15 protein-coding genes are annotated in these 16,229 nt (G+C 66.0%); 2 read left to right on the top strand and 13 right to left on the bottom strand.

The window, feature by feature from the left end:
- Positions 1 to 4 precede the first annotated feature (4 nt).
- The 3 genes from AACH06_RS00990 to AACH06_RS00980 are packed head-to-tail and all read right to left on the bottom strand — an operon-like array spanning position 5 to position 2,025.
- Positions 5 to 829 carry an HvfC/BufC family peptide modification chaperone gene (locus tag AACH06_RS00990; RefSeq protein WP_341423718.1) on the bottom strand — a complete coding sequence of 275 codons (825 nt, stop codon included), beginning with the start codon at positions 827 to 829 and terminating at the stop codon, positions 5 to 7.
- A complete protein-coding gene (bufB, locus tag AACH06_RS00985) occupies positions 826 to 1,719 on the bottom strand; it encodes an MNIO family bufferin maturase (RefSeq protein WP_341423717.1) in 894 nt (297 codons plus the stop codon). The genes AACH06_RS00990 and bufB overlap by 4 nt, the downstream gene beginning before the upstream one ends.
- A 24-nt stretch (positions 1,720 to 1,743) precedes the next feature.
- The gene (locus AACH06_RS00980) at positions 1,744 to 2,025 is read right to left on the bottom strand and encodes a BufA1 family periplasmic bufferin-type metallophore (protein ID WP_341423716.1); all 282 of its coding nucleotides are present in this window, start codon (positions 2,023 to 2,025) and stop codon (positions 1,744 to 1,746) included.
- 101 nt (positions 2,026 to 2,126) lie between these two features.
- Between AACH06_RS00980 and AACH06_RS00975 the strand changes: the two genes are divergently transcribed.
- On the top strand, positions 2,127 to 2,702 hold the full coding sequence (locus AACH06_RS00975) for a sigma-70 family RNA polymerase sigma factor (protein WP_341423715.1): 576 nt from the start codon (positions 2,127 to 2,129) through the stop codon (positions 2,700 to 2,702).
- A complete protein-coding gene (locus AACH06_RS00970; protein WP_341423714.1) occupies positions 2,699 to 2,917 on the top strand; it encodes an anti-sigma factor family protein in 219 nt (72 codons plus the stop codon). Before AACH06_RS00975 ends, AACH06_RS00970 begins: the two co-directional genes overlap by 4 nt.
- A gap of 86 nt (positions 2,918 to 3,003) precedes the next feature.
- Here the strand turns inward: AACH06_RS00970 and AACH06_RS00965 are convergent, their stop codons facing one another.
- The 10 genes from AACH06_RS00965 to AACH06_RS00920 all read right to left on the bottom strand — a co-directional run bounded on the left by AACH06_RS00965 (position 3,004) and on the right by AACH06_RS00920 (position 16,077).
- Positions 3,004 to 4,239, bottom strand: a complete 1,236-nt coding sequence (locus tag AACH06_RS00965) for a hypothetical protein (protein WP_341423713.1) — start codon at positions 4,237 to 4,239, stop codon at positions 3,004 to 3,006.
- A 189-nt stretch (positions 4,240 to 4,428) separates the two neighbouring features.
- The gene (locus AACH06_RS00960; protein ID WP_341423712.1) at positions 4,429 to 5,604 is read right to left on the bottom strand and encodes a hypothetical protein; all 1,176 of its coding nucleotides are present in this window, start codon (positions 5,602 to 5,604) and stop codon (positions 4,429 to 4,431) included.
- Between the two features lie 108 nt (positions 5,605 to 5,712).
- Positions 5,713 to 6,369, bottom strand: a complete 657-nt coding sequence (pcp, locus tag AACH06_RS00955; protein WP_341423711.1) for a pyroglutamyl-peptidase I — start codon at positions 6,367 to 6,369, stop codon at positions 5,713 to 5,715.
- Positions 6,369 to 10,025 carry a hydantoinase B/oxoprolinase family protein gene (locus AACH06_RS00950; protein WP_341423710.1) on the bottom strand — a complete coding sequence of 1,219 codons (3,657 nt, stop codon included), beginning with the start codon at positions 10,023 to 10,025 and terminating at the stop codon, positions 6,369 to 6,371. Before AACH06_RS00950 ends, pcp begins: the two co-directional genes overlap by 1 nt.
- Positions 10,026 to 10,082: 57 nt before the next feature.
- Entirely contained in the window at positions 10,083 to 11,087 is a 1,005-nt protein-coding gene (locus tag AACH06_RS00945) for a TRAP transporter substrate-binding protein (RefSeq protein ID WP_341423709.1), read from the bottom strand.
- Between the two features lie 50 nt (positions 11,088 to 11,137).
- On the bottom strand, positions 11,138 to 12,448 hold the full coding sequence (locus AACH06_RS00940; RefSeq protein ID WP_341423708.1) for a TRAP transporter large permease: 1,311 nt from the start codon (positions 12,446 to 12,448) through the stop codon (positions 11,138 to 11,140).
- Positions 12,449 to 12,468: 20 nt separating this feature from the next.
- The gene (locus AACH06_RS00935) at positions 12,469 to 13,002 is read right to left on the bottom strand and encodes a TRAP transporter small permease (RefSeq protein WP_341424215.1); all 534 of its coding nucleotides are present in this window, start codon (positions 13,000 to 13,002) and stop codon (positions 12,469 to 12,471) included.
- Between the two features lie 80 nt (positions 13,003 to 13,082).
- Positions 13,083 to 14,051: a TRAP transporter substrate-binding protein gene (locus AACH06_RS00930; RefSeq protein WP_341423707.1), complete on the bottom strand. Its 969-nt coding sequence runs from the start codon at positions 14,049 to 14,051 to the stop codon at positions 13,083 to 13,085.
- 81 nt (positions 14,052 to 14,132) lie between these two features.
- Positions 14,133 to 14,930 carry a putative hydro-lyase gene (locus tag AACH06_RS00925; protein ID WP_341423706.1) on the bottom strand — a complete coding sequence of 266 codons (798 nt, stop codon included), beginning with the start codon at positions 14,928 to 14,930 and terminating at the stop codon, positions 14,133 to 14,135.
- A gap of 232 nt (positions 14,931 to 15,162) precedes the next feature.
- On the bottom strand, positions 15,163 to 16,077 hold the full coding sequence (locus AACH06_RS00920; protein WP_341423705.1) for a LysR family transcriptional regulator: 915 nt from the start codon (positions 16,075 to 16,077) through the stop codon (positions 15,163 to 15,165).
- Positions 16,078 to 16,229: the final 152 nt, after the last annotated feature.

Here is a 16,229-nt window from a genome sequence, read left to right as displayed (position 1 = left end):
TCCTTCAGTGGTTTGAATTCAACCGCCTCAGCCCGGCGAGCCAGCCATCGCGCAAAGCGCGGATGAGCCAGTTCTCGAAACTGAAGTCGGCGTGAGCAGACAAAGCGCCTTGCAGCGCCTGCCCGAGCGCCCGGCCTGCGAGCAACTCGGCGTTGAAGAGAAACTGATCCGGTGGCAACGCCACCACCTGGACCTGATGGCCGCGTCGCCACACCCAGGCCAGTTCACCTTGCCCGGCCTGCAATGCGACGCGCACCGCCGCCAAGTCTGGGGTGGCCCCGACAGGCCCCTGGTGGGCCTGCCACAGGGCCACCAGAGGCCAGTTGGACGCCAGGCCGACCGCTCCGGCGACGAAATCGACCGCCAGGTCGTCCGGGTCGACCTGCGCCAACGCATCCAGCCCCGCCGGGGTGTCGGCCATGTCGGGCGCGGTGTGGGCACGGTGAACCGCCCACTCCAGCCGGGCGACGTCGGCCAGATAGGGCCATTCGCGCCACTCGGGCACGCGCTCTATCCAGGCCGCCAACTCCGCACCAAACCAGGCCAAGTCGCCCCGGACAGGCGGATGATGTCGCCACAGGTCTCGCGCGAGCGCCGATACCGCCTCGTCGCCGACCAGACGAGCGACCACCGGATAGGCCGCCGCCAAGGCGCGCTCTGCCACGGCCTGCGCATTGGTCCGGTAGGCCTGCATGCCGGCCGACGGTTCGGGCCGGGACCCGTCAGCACGCCCGGGCAAACGCGCGGCCGCCTCGGGCCACGCGGCGCCTGGTGTGCGCAAGGCCTCGATCAGCGCCTGCTGGCGCACGAGCTCGGCATGGCGCGTCATGCCGCCACCTCCCGCGCGCGCTGCGCTTCGGCCAGCAACACGTCCAGCGGCGGCAAGTCGGTGTCCCACTCGACCAGCGTCGGGCACGGCCCGAGCCGCTCGATGGCATGGCGATAAGCCTGCCAGACCGGGGCGTGCACCGCCGTTCCGTGGTCATCGATCACCAGCGGGCCTTGGTCGTTGTAGCCCGCCAGATGGATCTCTCCCACCACATCGGGACGCAGCCGATCGATCCAGCGGCAGGCATCGCCAGCCGGGTCATCGGCACCCCGGTTGAGGGCATTGACGACCAGGTTGTTCACATCGAGCAGCACACCGCAGCCGCTGCGCCGCGCCAGCTCGTTGAAGAATTCCGGCTCGGACATGGCGTCGTCCTGCCATCCCAGGTAGGCCGAGATGTTTTCGACCAGCAACGGCCGTTTCAGACGCTCTTGCACCTGCTGGACGTGCTGCACCATCAGTTCGAGCGAGGCCTGGGTGAAGGCAATGGGCAGCAGATCGCTGCCGTGGATCACTGCAGCCCCGTCGGCCGAGGGCACGCGGGCGAAGCTGGCATGGTCAGAGACCCGGGCCGGCTCCATGCGCGCCACCAGGGCGGCAAGCTGGTCCAGGTGCCAGGGGTCGAGGCCGACCGCCGAGCCCAAGGCCAGCCCCACGCCGTGCAGACTCACCTCGTAGCACTGACGAGCCTCACCCAGCATGGCCAGCGCAGCCCCGCCCTCGGCGAAAAAGTTCTCCGAGTGAACCTCGATGAAGCCCAATGCCGGCCGGCGTTCCAGCAGCTCGCGGTAGTGGGGCTGGCGCCAGCCGATGCCCACCGGTGTGGGCGCCGGCGTGGCGGTCTGGCTCGGCGGCGCAGGCATCGGCATCACGGCAGAGGCTCGATTCACGAACAAAGGCAGAACGGCCGCGCCTTACTTCTTCGCCTTGGCCTTGGCTTCGTCGGCGGTCAGGCCCTTGAGCTCCTTGCAGGTGCCCTTGGCCACATACTTCCACTCGTTGACGTCCATGTCGGTCTTGGCCTGGCCCGCACACGAGTGCGTGCCGCTCAGGTTCGAGCAGTCGTTCTGGCCTGCCTTGACGATGCCGTAGCACTTCTCCTTCGCCTTGTCTTCGGCGTGAGCGCTCGCGCTGCCCAGGCCGAGGGCCAATGCGGTGGCAAGGGCTGAAGCGACGATCTGACGTTGTTGGCTCATGGATTCAATCTCCTGATGGGTTGATGAACGGGACAAGCGTAGGTCGACCGCAGGCCTAATTCCTTACACTGCCGGCCAACACTTTCTGAGAAAGCGCCCGCATGACGGATTTTGCGCAACAGGTCGAGCTTTTGCGGCCTCAGTTGTTGCGGTATGCGCGCAGCCAGCTGCGCAATGACGCCTGGGCCGAGGACGCCGTCTCGGACACCTTGCTCGCCGCCCTGGAAAAGCCCCAATCCTTTTCCGGAGGCTCAGCGCTGAAAACCTGGCTCGTCGGCATCCTGAAGCACAAGCTGATCGACCAGCTTCGCCGCCACGCCCGAGAAGCCACCGTGCTGGACAAGGACGACTCCGAAGACCTCGACGCCCTGATGTTCGACGAAACCGGCCATTGGCGAGAAACCCCGGCAGATTGGAGCGATCAGCCCGAAGCCCTGTGCGGCCAGCGCCAGTTCCTGGCGGTGCTCGATGCCTGCGTCGAGAAGCTGCCCCCCACCCAGGGCCGGGTTTTCATGATGCGCGAGTGGCTCGAACTCGACACCGACGAGATTTGTAAGGAATTGGCGATCAGCACGACCAACCTGTGGGTGCTGCTGCACAGAGCCCGGTTGCGCCTGCGGGACTGCCTGCAGGCGAGCTGGTTCAGCGCGATCGGCGGCGCCGGGAGCCACGCATGACCTGGATGATCAACTGCCGAGAAGCCACGCACCTGGTGCTTCAGGGCGAAGACCAGGCCTTGGGCTGGGGCAGTCGCCTGCGCCTGCGCATGCACCTGGCCATCTGCGTCACCTGCCCTCGCTTCGTGCGACAGGTGGCACTGATGCGCCGTGCCATGGGAGGATGGCGCGCTTACCGGAATGACGGGGACGCAGACGCGGACCCTCCCTCATGACGACGGTTTGGTGCCCGCGGCAACCTTGCAGCAAGAAAAAAGGGGACCACACGGTCCCCTTGTTGTTTGCGGGTTGCCGCCCGCGCTCATCGAGGCAAAGTCGGCTTGTCGTTCATCGACACAAAGCCAGCGCTGGGCACGGCAGCCGCAGGCGGAACGGCCTTGCCTTCGTCCTGCACGTAGTTGACCCGCGGCTTGATCAGTACCGTCGTGCCCGAACGATCCAGGAAGACTTCGCTCTCCATGATCCAGCGGACCTTGCCCACGTTGCGCAGCGGCACCCAGGTGCGGTCACGCCGGGCCGATGCACTCAGCTTTCGGCGCTGCACCAGGTTGAGCCCCTCAAAGCCCCACGCCGTGATGGGGGTGCGCGACTCCGTGCCGAGATCCAGGTCCTTCAACACCCGCTCGCCTGTGCCGTTCTTGTACAGGTAGAAGTAGAAGGGGGTGCGGCTGTCGATGAACAGGCCTGAATTCCAGATTCGTGAAGCCTGGGCCACGGTGCCGAAGCCGGCGCCAGCCTCCGGCTTGACCATCAACTTCTCTTCGACCCGCACCGGCTGGCCGCCGACCCAGTCGGCCATCAGCCAGGTTTCACCCCCGATCGCTGAATCAACGTCCACGCGGGTGTATGCGCGCTGACCGAACGTGAAGGTGAAGACCAGCCACTGATTGGCGTCGAAAGCCGCCGGCACCACGTGACCGGTCACCTGGAACATGGCCGAGCCGCCCTCCTGGAGCATGACCACATCTTCCGCGATGGTGGACTCCCCGGGCAGTTGCACGTCTTCGCTGAAGCCCGCCACCTGGCTACCCGGCACCAGATCACCCACCGAAGGGCGATTCTTCATGTTCAGCCGCTGGAATGACTGACCCGCATCGCCCACAGCGCCAAAGGGCGTCACGAGCCCGTCTTGGCAACCCCCGATGTTGGTGACGGTGCCCATCTCGACAAACTGGGTCACGCTGTCCGGCAAATCACGCACCACTACTTGGTTCACGTCGCGGCGCTGCTGGATCTCTTCACCGCACTCGTCGTAATTGGTGAAGCTCATGGTCAATGGAGCGTCAAGCGCGACCAGCTTTTGCACCCCGTCGTCCGTCACCCGGCCCGACTGGGCGCCCGCGATGCTGACCAAGCGCGCCTTGTTCTTTGGAAGCCAATCGATCAGATAGGCATCACTGCGCCCATCGCCGGGCATGAAGTAACCCAAAGACTTGGCGGCGCCGGCCGTGCCGGCCGTGGCGGCCGCAGGTGCCAAGCTGGCAATCAATGCGGCGCCTGCAGCCAGGCTGATCACATGGCGACGTTGGAATGACATGAAACGTTCCCTCCTGAACTTGGAATGGCCCTGGAGCGGGCAAAACCTGAAGTGTTGCCGCTGCACCTGCGTAGATCAATGGGATTTCGCCCCGGCGCCATCAAACGATCGTCAATTCATTGATCAAGCCAGACGTCGACCCACAAAAAAGGCCCCGTTCGGGGCCTTCAACGATCGTAGCGCCCACGCTCACCGGGCAGCCGGCACGGCCTTGCCCGTATCCACGTAGTAGTTCACCCGCGGCTTGATCGAGACGGTGTCCACACCGCTTCGCACCCACGACTCGGACTCGAGCACCCAGTGCGTCTTGGTGCCCTCATTGCGCAACGGCTGCCAACGGCGAACCGCCACGTCGTCGCCACCCAGCGGGCGCTCTTGCCACAGAGTGAGGCCCTGGAAGCCCCATTCGCTGATCGGCGTACGCCTCTCGGTGCCCGCGTCCAGATCCTTCTGCACGCGCTCGCCGGTCGTGTCTCCGTAGAGATAGATGAAGAACGGTGTACGTGTGCCGCGGAACAGGCCGGACTCCCACTTGCGCGAGGCCTGGGCGACGGTACCGAAGCTGGCCCCCTCCAGCGTCTTGACGACCTGAATCTTGGTCGTCCACGTCGCTTGATCCTTGGCCCAGCCGGCCATCAGCCAGGTTTCGCCTTGCGTCGTGTTGTTCACCGCCAGGCGGGTGAACGCGCGCTGGTCGCCCTGCGGCAGCGTCATCACCAGCCACTTCTTCGCGTTGACGGCAGCGGGCACGGTGTCTCCCGTGGCGCGGAAGCGAACGCGGTTGTCCAGGAACGTGACCACGTCCTGCGCATAGGTGGTCTCGGCGAATGCGAGGTGATCTTCGCTGAACCCCGCGATCTCCAGGCCGAACTGCAAGTCGTCCATCGCTGGACGCGCATTCATGGCCAGGCGATTCATACCCGCGCCCTCGTCGGTCACCGAACCGAAGGGCGTGACCTCGCCTTCATGGCAGCCGCCGATCTGGGTGTATTCGCCGATCGGGACGGTTTGCGCCAGGCCGCCTGGCAGATCGCGCACCACCAGCTGGCGCACCGCAGACTTGGCGTACACCGTGCCGCAGTCGTCATACGTATACAACCACGTTTCGCTCAGCGGGGTCGCCAGCGTGATGAGCTTCTGCGTGCCGTCGTCCACATAGGTGCCGGTCGATGCCCCACCCTGACCCGCCACGCGAACCTTATTGCCCGTGGCATACCAATCGATGAGATAGGCCGTGTCGTTGCTGTCGGACGCGTAGTAGGCGGTTGACTTGGTGCCAGCCGCAGCCGCCGGCATCGCAAGGCAAGCCGACAACACCGCGGCAGACATGGCCGCGCCTCGCCCGAGGCGATGAAACCGAATCATGAACTCTCCTCCATTGAACCGCGCAGGGCCGACTGCCCCACGTCGATGTGCGGCGGATTATTCAGTGGGCTGCCGCATCGGCCGACGTGCCCCCCTAATATGCAGTTGTCACGCCACCTGACCTTCAGCCTGCACGGTATCGCGCCCATGGTGCGTCGCGGCGATGTGCAGCGACTGGCGCACGCCTTCGATCATCAACGGCAGCGGCATGCAGGGCAGGCCGGGATGGCGTGAGGCCTGGGCAGGCAGCAGGGGCAGGTGCATGAAGCCGGCGCGCACGTCCGGGTGCTGGCGCAGGCTGTGCATCAATGAATAGAAGACGTGGTTGCAGACGAAGGTGCCGGCGGTTTGCGACACCGAGGCGGGCAGCCCCTCGGCACGCAGGCCGGCGACCATCGCCTTGATCGGCAGCGTCGCGAAGTAGCCCGCCGGGCCTTCGGCCACCACCGGCTCGTCGATCGGCTGGGCGCCGCCGTTGTCGGGGATGCGCGCATCGTCGACGTTGATCGCCACACGCTCGATCGAGAAGTCGGCGCGGCCGCTGGCCTGGCCGAGCGCCAGCACGCAGACTGGCCGCAACTCGGCCACCAGTTGGCGCATGGCCTCACCGGCGGCACCAAACCGGCAGGGCAGCTCGCGCGCCACGACGCGCGAACCGGCCACCAGCTCGCCGTCCAGCGCGCGTGCCACCTCCCAGCTGGGGTTGATGGCTTCGCCGCCAAAGGGCTCGAAGCCTGTCAGCAGGATGACTGCCGGCTGCGGCATCACACCGCCCCGTATCCACCGCCCCCGGGCGTCTCGATCACGAACACATCGTTCTCCTTCATGTTCACCGAAGCGATGTGCGAGAGCGCTTCGATGCGGCCATCCGCCCTTTCCACCCGATTCTGCCCGGTGGCGCCAGGCTGGCCGCCGGCCATGCCAAAGGCCGGGTGCACACGGCCATTGCTCAGGATGGAGGCGGTCATCGGGGTGAGGAAGCGTACGCGCCGGGTACCACCGTCGCCACCGCGCCAACGCCCCGCCCCGCCAGATCCGCCGCGAATCTCGTAGCTGTCCAGCCGCACGGGGAAGCGGAACTCCAGCACCTCGGGATCGGTGAGGTACGAATTGGTCATGTGCGTCTGCACCACCGCCGTACCGTCGAACCCTTCGCCAGCGCCCGAACCTCCCGAGATCGTTTCATAGTACTGGTGCTCGGCATTGCCGAAGGTGAAGTTGTTCATCGTGCAGGGGCCCGAGGCCATCACGCCCAAGGCGCCATACAACGCATTGGTCACGCACTGCGAGGTCTCGACGTTGCCGGCCACCACCGCAGCGGGTGAACGCGGGTTCAGCAGCGAGCCCTCGGGCACGATCACCTTCAGCGGCTTCAGGCAGCCGGCGTTGAGTGGGATGTCATCGTCCACCAGCGTCCGGAACACATACAGCACCGCGGCCATCGTCACCGACTTCGGCGCGTTGAAGTTGTTGTCCGTCTGGGCGCTGGTGCCGGTGAAATCGATCGTCGCGCCGCGCGCCGCCGTGTCTACCGTCACCGACACCCGGATCTGGGCGCCGTTGTCCATCGGCAGCGTGAAGTCGCCGTCGTTCAAGGCGGTGATCACGCGGCGGACCGACTCCTCGGCATTCGCCTGCACATGGCCCATGTAGGCCGCCACCGTGTCGCGCCCGAACTGAGCCACCATGGCCTTGAGTTCTTGGACGCCCTTCTCGTTGGCAGCAATCTGCGCGCGCAAATCGGCCAGCGTCTGTTCCGGGTTGCGTGCGGGGTACGGCCCCGAGCGCAACAGGCTCATGAACTCAGCCTCGCGCAGGCGCCCGTCACGCACCAGCAGGAAGTTGTCAATCAGCACACCTTCTTCGGTGATCGTCTTCGACAACGGGGGCATCGAGCCGGGCGTGAGGCCGCCAATGTCGGCATGGTGCCCGCGCGCGGCCACATAGAACGACGGTCGCGCATCGGACGCCTCCAGGTAGACGGGCGTGACCACCGTCACGTCGGGCAGGTGCGTGCCCCCGTGGTACGGATCGTTCAGCACGTACACGTCGCCCGGCTGCATCTGCGGATTGCCGGCCATCACCGTCTGGATCGATTCGCTCATCGATCCCAGGTGCACCGGCATGTGCGGCGCATTGGCGATGAGCTGGCCGGCGGCATCAAACAGGGCGCAAGAGAAGTCCAGACGCTCTTTGATGTTGACCGACACCGCGGTGTTCTGCAGGCGCAGGCCCATCTGCTCGGCGATGTTCATGAAGAGGTTGTTGAACACCTCGAGCATCACCGGATCGACCTGCGTGCCCACCGCGTGGCGCGTGGCACGCGCATGCACGCGCTTCAGTTCCAGCGAGCCACAGGCCGCCATCACCGCCTGCCAGCCCGGCTCGACCACGGTCGTCGAGTTCGCCTCGGCGATCACGGCGGGCCCGGAGACCGTGGCGCCCGTCAGCAGGTTCTCGCGCAGGTACAGGCCGGCATCGTGCCAGGCCTCGCGTCCATCCAGGCCTTCGGCGTACATGCGCACCGCATCCACCGGCTTGGCCGAGAAGGCTTCGCCCGACTGGTCATCGGCCACCTGCGCGGGCCGTTCGTCGCTGGCGCCGGTGGCTTCCACCGAGACGGCCTCGATGACCAGGCCGCGGCCTTCCATCAGGAAGGCAAAGCGGCGACGGTACGCGGCTTCGAACGATTCTTTCAGAGCCGCCAGATCGCGCGCCACGTGTCCGCTGTCGGCCAGGTCCACGCGCAGCGCCGTGTCGGTGCCCTCATAGCGCAGCAGCAGCCCCACCTTCACTTCGATACGCGGCGCCGGCAGGCCTTGCTGAAGCAGTTCGTCCGTGGCCGACTCGGCCAGCAAGGCGGCGCGGCGGCGAGCCAGCGCGAGGCCCGCATCATCGAGACCGGCCTCGATCGACACCTCTCGCATCGCGATCTGATCCGCCAGGCCCATGCCATAGGCCGACAGCACGCCCGCCAGCGGATGCACCAGCACCCGCGTCATGCCCAGCGCGTCGGCCACCAGGCAAGCATGCTGGCCGCCCGCGCCGCCAAAGCACTGCAGCGTGTAGCGCGTGACATCGTAGCCACGCGCCACCGAGATGCGCTTGATCGCATTGGCCATGCTCTGCACCGCGATCTGCAGCGCACCGTGGGCCGCCTGCTCCGCGCTCACCTCGCGGCCTGAAGCCCGGCTCATCTGCTCGGCCAACTCGGTGAAGCGGCGAACCACCGTCGCACGGTCCAGCGGCTCGTTCGCCGCAGGGCCGAACACCCTGGGGAACCAATCCGGCTGGATCTTGCCCAGCATCACGTTCGCATCGGTGGTGGCCAACGGGCCGCCGCGGCGATAGCTGGCGGGGCCAGGGTTCGCGCCGGCCGATTCGGGCCCCACGCGCAGCCGGGCACCATCGAAGCGAATGATCGAGCCGCCGCCCGCCGCCACGGTGTGGATGCTCATCATCGGCGCGCGAACGCGCACCCCGGCCACCTGCGTATCGAAAGCCCTCTCGAATTCGCCGGCAAAGTGCGACACGTCGGTGGAGGTGCCGCCCATGTCGAAGCCGATGACCTTGTCGTGCCCCGCCGCCAGCGCGGTACGCACCATGCCCACGATGCCCCCGGCCGGGCCAGAGAGGATGGCATCCTTGCCCTGGAAGTGGTGGGCCTCGGTCAAGCCACCCGAGCTCTGCATGAAGTACAGCGGCACGCCGGGCATCTGGCTGGCCACCTGTTCGACGTAGCGGCGCAGGATCGGCGACAGGTAGGCATCGACCACGGTCGTGTCCCCGCGGGCCACCAGTTTCATCATCGGGCTCACCTCGTGAGACACGCTCACCTGGGTGAAGCCCACCTCGCACGCCAGCCGGGCAGCCGCCTGCTCGTGCGCCGTGTGGCGGTAGCCGTGCATGAACGCAATGGCACAAGCGCGGATGCCCGTGGCAAAAGCCTGCTGCAAGGCTGCCTTCAGTGCGCCTTCATCCAACGGCTGAACGACATCGCCATCGGCGCCCACGCGCTCGTCGGCTTCGATCACCTGGTCATACAACAGCTCGGGCAAGACAATGTGGCGGTCGAACAGCCGCGGCCGCGCCTGGTAAGCGATGCGCAGTGCATCGCGAAACCCCTTCGTCGTGACGAGCAGCGTGCGATCGCCCTTGCGTTCGAGCAGCGCATTGGTGGCCACGGTGGTGCCCATCTTCACGCACTCGACCTGGTCTGCCGAGATCGGCTCACCTTGCTTCAGCCCCAGCAGGCGGCGTATCCCTTCGATCGCCGCGTCGCGGTACTGCTCTGGGTTCTCGCTCAGCAGCTTGGCGGTGACCAGGCTGCCATCGGGCCGACGCGCCACGATGTCGGTGAACGTGCCGCCTCGATCGATCCAGAACTGCCAGCGGGAAGGTGTGGTTTCTTGCATGTTCATGACTCTAGGAATGGACAGTGTAGGCAGGCGTTCGCGCCTTGGTACTCGGCGCCTGGCTCAGGCCTGCGTGTAGTAAGGGACAAAGATCTGGTTCGCCTCGGGGCCCACCTCGCGGATCCACTCGACCGAGCACCGTTCACCCAGGCGACGCATCTCACCCATGGCATTGGTCGGCAACGGCTCGACCTTCATGCCCTGGCGCTTGAGTTCGGCAACCGATTCGGCGGCCACCGATTCACTGGCCGCCCAGCCGCGCGCTTCGGCCGCCGACGCAGCACCCAGCAACCCGCGCCGGGCGGACGCATCCAACTCGGCCAGCGCTTTCGCGTTGGCGATCACGATGTTCTTGGGAAACCAGGCATTGATCTCGTGGTAGTGGCGCAAGTGCTTCCACGCCTGGTTCTCGACGCCGGTGACGGCCGAGGTGATCATGCAATCGATCCGGCCATCCGCCAGGGCCTGGCCCACCTCCGACATGGGCACCTCGACCGCTGTGCACCCCAACAGTTCAGCGATCCGGGCGGTGCTGCGGTTGTAGCTGCGCATGCGGCTGCCGCGCAGCTCGGCCAGGCTTCCCAGCGGCCGCATCGTGTACAGCCCCTGCGGCGGCCAGGGCACCGCATACAGCACGGTGATCCCCATGCTCGCGAACGCCTGCTCCACCAGCGGTCGCTGCCAGCGCCACAGGCGTCGTGCGTCTGCATAGCTGCGCACCACGAACGGCACACTGTCTGCCCCGGCCACCGGCATGTCGTTGATCAGGGTGCTCATGATGGTCTCGCCCATCTCGATCTGGCGGGCCTTCACGTGCCCGGCGATGGCCGCCAGATTGACGAGCGAGTTATTCGGATGAAGCTCCACCTTCGGTGCCTGCTGGGAGGCCGCCGACCACTCCTCCAGGCACTGCGCCAGATTGCGACCGTGGAAAGAATCCGCACGGTAGCCGGTGGCACATCGCCAGGGTGAGGCCGTGGCACCAGCCCATGCGGGCAGGCCAGCCGCCACGGTGGCGATGGACGCGCGCAGCCAAGCGCGCCGGGTCGGCGTCACAAGAGAGGTCATCTGGTACTTCCTGACCGAAGGGGGTGGAGCGACGAGGGTTGGCGGGCCTGCTAGCTGGCCGGGCCCATCACCAGATCCGGCACGATCGTCACGATGCCGGGGAAGGCGGTGATCAGCGCGATGCAGACCACCAGGCAGAGGAAGAACGGGATGGCGGCCTTGGCGATGAGGTTGCCGTCCTTGCCCGTCATGTTCTGAAGCACGAAGAGGTTGAAGCCCACCGGCGGCGTCACTTCGGCGATCTCGACCAGCAGCACGACGAAGATGCCAAACCACACCAGGTCGAAACCGGCCTTCTGCACCATCGGCAGCACCACCGCGCTCGTCAACACGATCATCGAGATGCCGTCGAGTGCCGTGCCGAGCACGAGGTAGACCAGCACCAGCACCGAGATCAGCGCGTAGCCCGGCAGGTGCATGCCATCGACCCACTCGGCCAGCTCACGCGGGATGCCGGTGAAGGCCATCGTCTTGGTGAGGAAGGCCGCGCCAGCCAGGATGAACATGATCATGCAGCTGGTGCGCGCTGCGCCGAACAACCCGTCCTTGAAGCTCTGCCAGGTCAGCGAACGGCTCCAGGCCGCGAGCACCAGGGCCCCGACCACGCCGTAGGCGGCGCAGTCGGTGGCGGTGGCGAAACCCGCCAGCAGCACCCACACGATGAACAGGATCAGTGCCGCACAGGGGATCAGATTGCGCGAGCGGCGGATCTTCTCCATGAAACTCATCGGCGGCTCGGCGGGCGGCATCTGATCCTTGTGCTTCAGGCTCCACCAGACGATGTAGCCCGAGAACAGTGCCATCAGCAACGCCCCTGGCAGGAAGCCCGCCAAGAACACCCGGATGATCGATGCGTCGGCCGCCACCGCGTACACCACCATCGTGATCGAAGGCGGGATGAGGATGCCCAGCGTGCCCGCCGTGGCCAGCGAACCCAGCACCATCTTCTCGTTGTAGCCACGCTTCTTCAACTCGGGCAATGCCACCTTCGAGATCGTGGCGCAGGTGGCCGCGGATGAGCCGGAGACCGAGCCGAAGATGCCGCACCCGAGAATCGTCGTGTGCATCAACCGGCCCGGGATGCGGCTCAACCAGGGGCTGAGGCCTTCGAACATCTCTTCACTCAGCTTGCTGCGAAACAGGATCTCGCCCATCCAGATGAACAGCGGCAGCGCCGCCAGTTCCCAGCTCGCGTTCGACTCCCAAAAGGCCGAAAACAGGTTCAGGCCGGGCTGGGTGCTGGTGAAGAAGGCCTGGCCCACCCAACCGCAGATCGCCAGCGTCATCGCAATCCAGACGCCGCCGGACAGCAACGTCATCATCAACAGCAGCAGAACGCCGCCCACCATCAAGGTACTCATGGTCAAGGGTTCCCGCGCGGTCAAAGATCGGATGAGTAGTCGCCCGCAGCATGGCGCTCAGCCACGAGACGGACATAGGTCGGGACACCGCCGCGCAGCACGATCACCAGCTCGTCCAACACGGCTAGCCACAGCAGGATCGATCCCACCGCGAAGCTGGACTGAGGGATCCACATCGGCATGGGCAGCAGGCCCTGGGCCAGCTCATGAAAGCGCCAGCTTTCGTAGGTGAAGGCGCAAGCCCACCAGGCGAGGTAGCCCACCGCCACTGCGGCGATGCCCAGCGAGGCGATTTCCATCGCGCGGCGCGGTCTGCTGGGCAGTTTCTCCATCAGCAGCGTCACCCGCACGAAGTCACCATGCTTGAACGCATGGGCCATGGTGAAGAAGCCTGAGGCGGCGCAAAGCCAGGCCACGATGTCGGTGATGGCGCCAGTCGACGCCCCCAGCTCTCGGCCAATGCTCTGCCAGATCATCAGCGCGCAGATCAATGCGACGCAGATCGCCCCCAGCCCTCCGGCGGCGAGGAACAAGCCATCCAGTGCCCTTCGCATCGGCCCGAGGGACGGTGCCGACGAGGGCACCACTGCGGCGGCCAGTGTTGCCGTGTTGTCCATGACGTGGTCGCCCTGCTTCACTTGCGGAAGTTGTCGATCACGGCCTTGCCGTCGTCACCGGCGGTCTTCAGCCATTCGATCGTCATGCGACCGCCGATCACCTTCAGCTCACGCTTGAGGGCATCGCTGGTCGTGTCCACGGTCATGCCTTTGGAGGCCAACTCCTTCATGTATTCGGCGTCTTTCTGCTCGCTGATCTGCCAGCCGCGCTTGGCCGCCTCGGCTGCCACCTTCACCACCGCGTCCTGGGTGGGCTTGTCCAGCGCATCAAAGGCCTTCTGGTTCACCACGACCGCATTTCGCGGCAGCCAGGCGTTCACGTCGTAGAAGTACTTGACCTGCTCATACAACTTGCTGTCGACGCCTGACGCACTGGAAGTGAGAAAGGTCTGCACCGTCCCGGTGGCCAGGCCCTGCGGCAACTCGGCCAGCTGGATCGTCACTGGCTGCGCACCGACGTACTCTGCGATGCGTGAGGTGGCCGGGTTGTACGCCCGCATCTTGGTGCCCTTCAAATCCTGCATCGACGCGACCGGCTTCGTGGAGTAGAGGCCCTGGGGCGGCCACGGCACGGTGTAGAGCAGCTTGATCCCCTGGTCACTGAGCACCTTCGCCAACTGGGGGTGGGACACTTCATCCAGCTTCTTGGCCTCGGCGTAACTCGTCGCCAGGAAGGGAATCGAATCCAGGCCGAACATCGGGTGTTCGTTCGCGGCGCTTGACAGGATGAACTCGCCGATCGCCGTCTGCCCGGACTGCACCGCCCGCTTGATTTCATTGGCCTTGAACAGCGATGCGTTGGGGTGCAACGTGATCTTGAGCTTTCCCCCGCTCGCTTTCGCCACCTCGTCGGCGAACCATTGCAGGTTCTGCACCTGGAAGGTGTTGGTCCCATATCCCGAAGGAAGGTCCCATTTGGTCTGCGCGAATGCGGTGGGGGCCCAAGCAGCGACGGCCAGCGTGGCCAGGATCCAGCGAGTCTTCATGACGGTCTCCTCTCCAGTCCGTAGGGACGAACAACAAATCAAAGGTGCGGGCGACAACGGGGCGACAACGTGGCGAGCGGCTCAATGGCCCGCCATTTGATGGTTCAGCCAGTCGGTGATCAGCATGGCGCCTGGCGCGTGGGTGATGCAGAACTCGGGCTTGGCAGCGGCCAGCGCCGCCTGCGGTGTGACGCCACAGGCCCAGAACACCGGCAGCTCGTCGTCCAGCACATCGACGGCATCGCCGTAGTCCGGCCGCGACAGATCGGTGATGCCGATCGCCGCCGGGTCGCCGATGTGGACAGGGCCACCATGCACGCGGGGGTAGCGGCCGGTGATCTCGGCGGCGCGCTCGGCGTCTGGCGCCCGCAGCGGCCGCATGGACACCACCATCGGCCCCGCGAAGCGGCCGGCCGGCACGGTCTGGATGGCGCTGCGGTACATGGCCACGTTGCGCCCCTGCGCGATGTGCCGCAGTGGCACGCCTTCGTCGGCCAGCGCCTGCTCAAATGAAAACGAGCAACCGATCACGAAGCTCACCAGATCGTCGCGCCACAGCGCGCGGATGTCGGTGGGCTCGTCGACGAGCTGGCCATGACGCCAGACGCGGTAGCGCGGCACGTCGGTGCGGATGTCGATGCCGTCGCCCAGTGTGGGCAGCGCCCAGTTGCCAGGCTCGCCCACCGCCAGAAGCGGGCAAGGCTTCGGATTGGCCTCGCAGTACTGCAGAAACTCCGCCGCCCAATCGGCGGGCAGGATCACCAGATTGCCCTGCACATGCCGGCCCGCCAGGCCACTGGTGTGGCCCACGACCTGCCCCGAGCGAATCGCTGCTCGGGCCAGCGCAGCACTGCCGGCAAACGCCGCATCCATGCTCATCGAATCACCCCTTTTTCGCTATGGGTTCAACAATGGGGCGGATTGTGGAAGTGGGTCGCGACGAATGCTAACGGATAGTTTCTCTATGACCTCATCGATTTTTCCGATGACCCAAGTTGGATCGCCGTCGCACTTTGTGGCGGTGCATCAACGTGCTCGGCCCCACGCCGGCGGGCCCGCTTTTCACTCGCAGAAGTTAGCGCCAGGCGGCTCGTTCAGCGAACGCCGAAAGTCACCCGCTGCGCACCTTCCGGGCGCGTGGAGCGGCTTGGAAAATGCGGTCGAATCCGAGCAGTGCGTCGACCACCGTACGGGTTAATCCCGATCCGGGGTCGTCCCGGTAGCTCAAGAAGATCGGCAACGGCGGCATCTCGATGTCGCTGGGCAGCGCGCGCAGCGGCTGCCGCTCGGCCAGCCGCTTGACCACCGCCAGCGGCAAGGTTGCCACCCCGAGCCCGCCCTCGATCAGCTCGACCATCGCCGACACCGAAGAGATGGCGTGCATCTTCAACCGGCTGTGCCCGGCCTGGCGCATCAGGTCCACCAGCGCCACATGGGGCTGGGAGCCGCGCTGGAAGGTCAGCAGCTCCAGCGAGGCCAGGTCCGCGGCCGAGTAGCGGCGCTTTTTGTGCAGCTGCGAGTGGCCCACGAAACACATCGGCATCGGCGGAAGCGCACGTTGGCGCAGCCCGTCGCCTGAGGCCGGCAGCGCGGCCAGCGCCAGATCCAGCCGCCCACGCCGCATCTGGTCGACCAGCACCGGTGTGGTTTCAACCGTCAGCTCCAGCTCCAGCCCGGGTTGAGCGGCGCGCATCTCGCGCACCCAGTCGATCAGCCAGGAATGCAGCACCGACTCGATCGCACCAATCCGAAGGCTGAGGCCCGATTCGGCACTGCGGCCCATTTCGTCTCGGATTTCACGCTGCAGCGAGAGCAGCCGCTCGGCCATCACCAGAAAGCGCCCACCGGCTGCCGTGAGGCGCACCTGCTTGTCGCGCCTGTCCAGCAGCAAGACACCCAGCTCGTCTTCCAGCGCTGCGATGCGGCTGGACATCGCCGACTGCGTGATGAACAACTTTTCCGCAGCCCGCGACACGCTCTTGAGCGTGGCCACCCAGTAAAAGGCCTCGACGAAACGAAGATTCATAGGCTGCGCGCTGGTGAGTACTGCCCTGCTGCATTGTGACGGCCCGCTGATGCGTGGTCGGCTCCGCTCGCGAACCCTGCGGCGCCTCGGCATCGATCGATCTGGCTCGTCCGGGCGCCGCTTATCGGCACATCGCCGCCAGGCCCGGCTGC

Origin of the sequence: Ideonella lacteola (assembly GCF_038066555.1) — a bacterium.
Taxonomy (GTDB): Bacteria; Pseudomonadota; Gammaproteobacteria; order Burkholderiales; family Burkholderiaceae_C; genus Ideonella; species Ideonella lacteola.
Note: the sequence above shows the minus strand (reverse complement) of the source record. Positions and strands in the feature narration are given on the sequence as shown.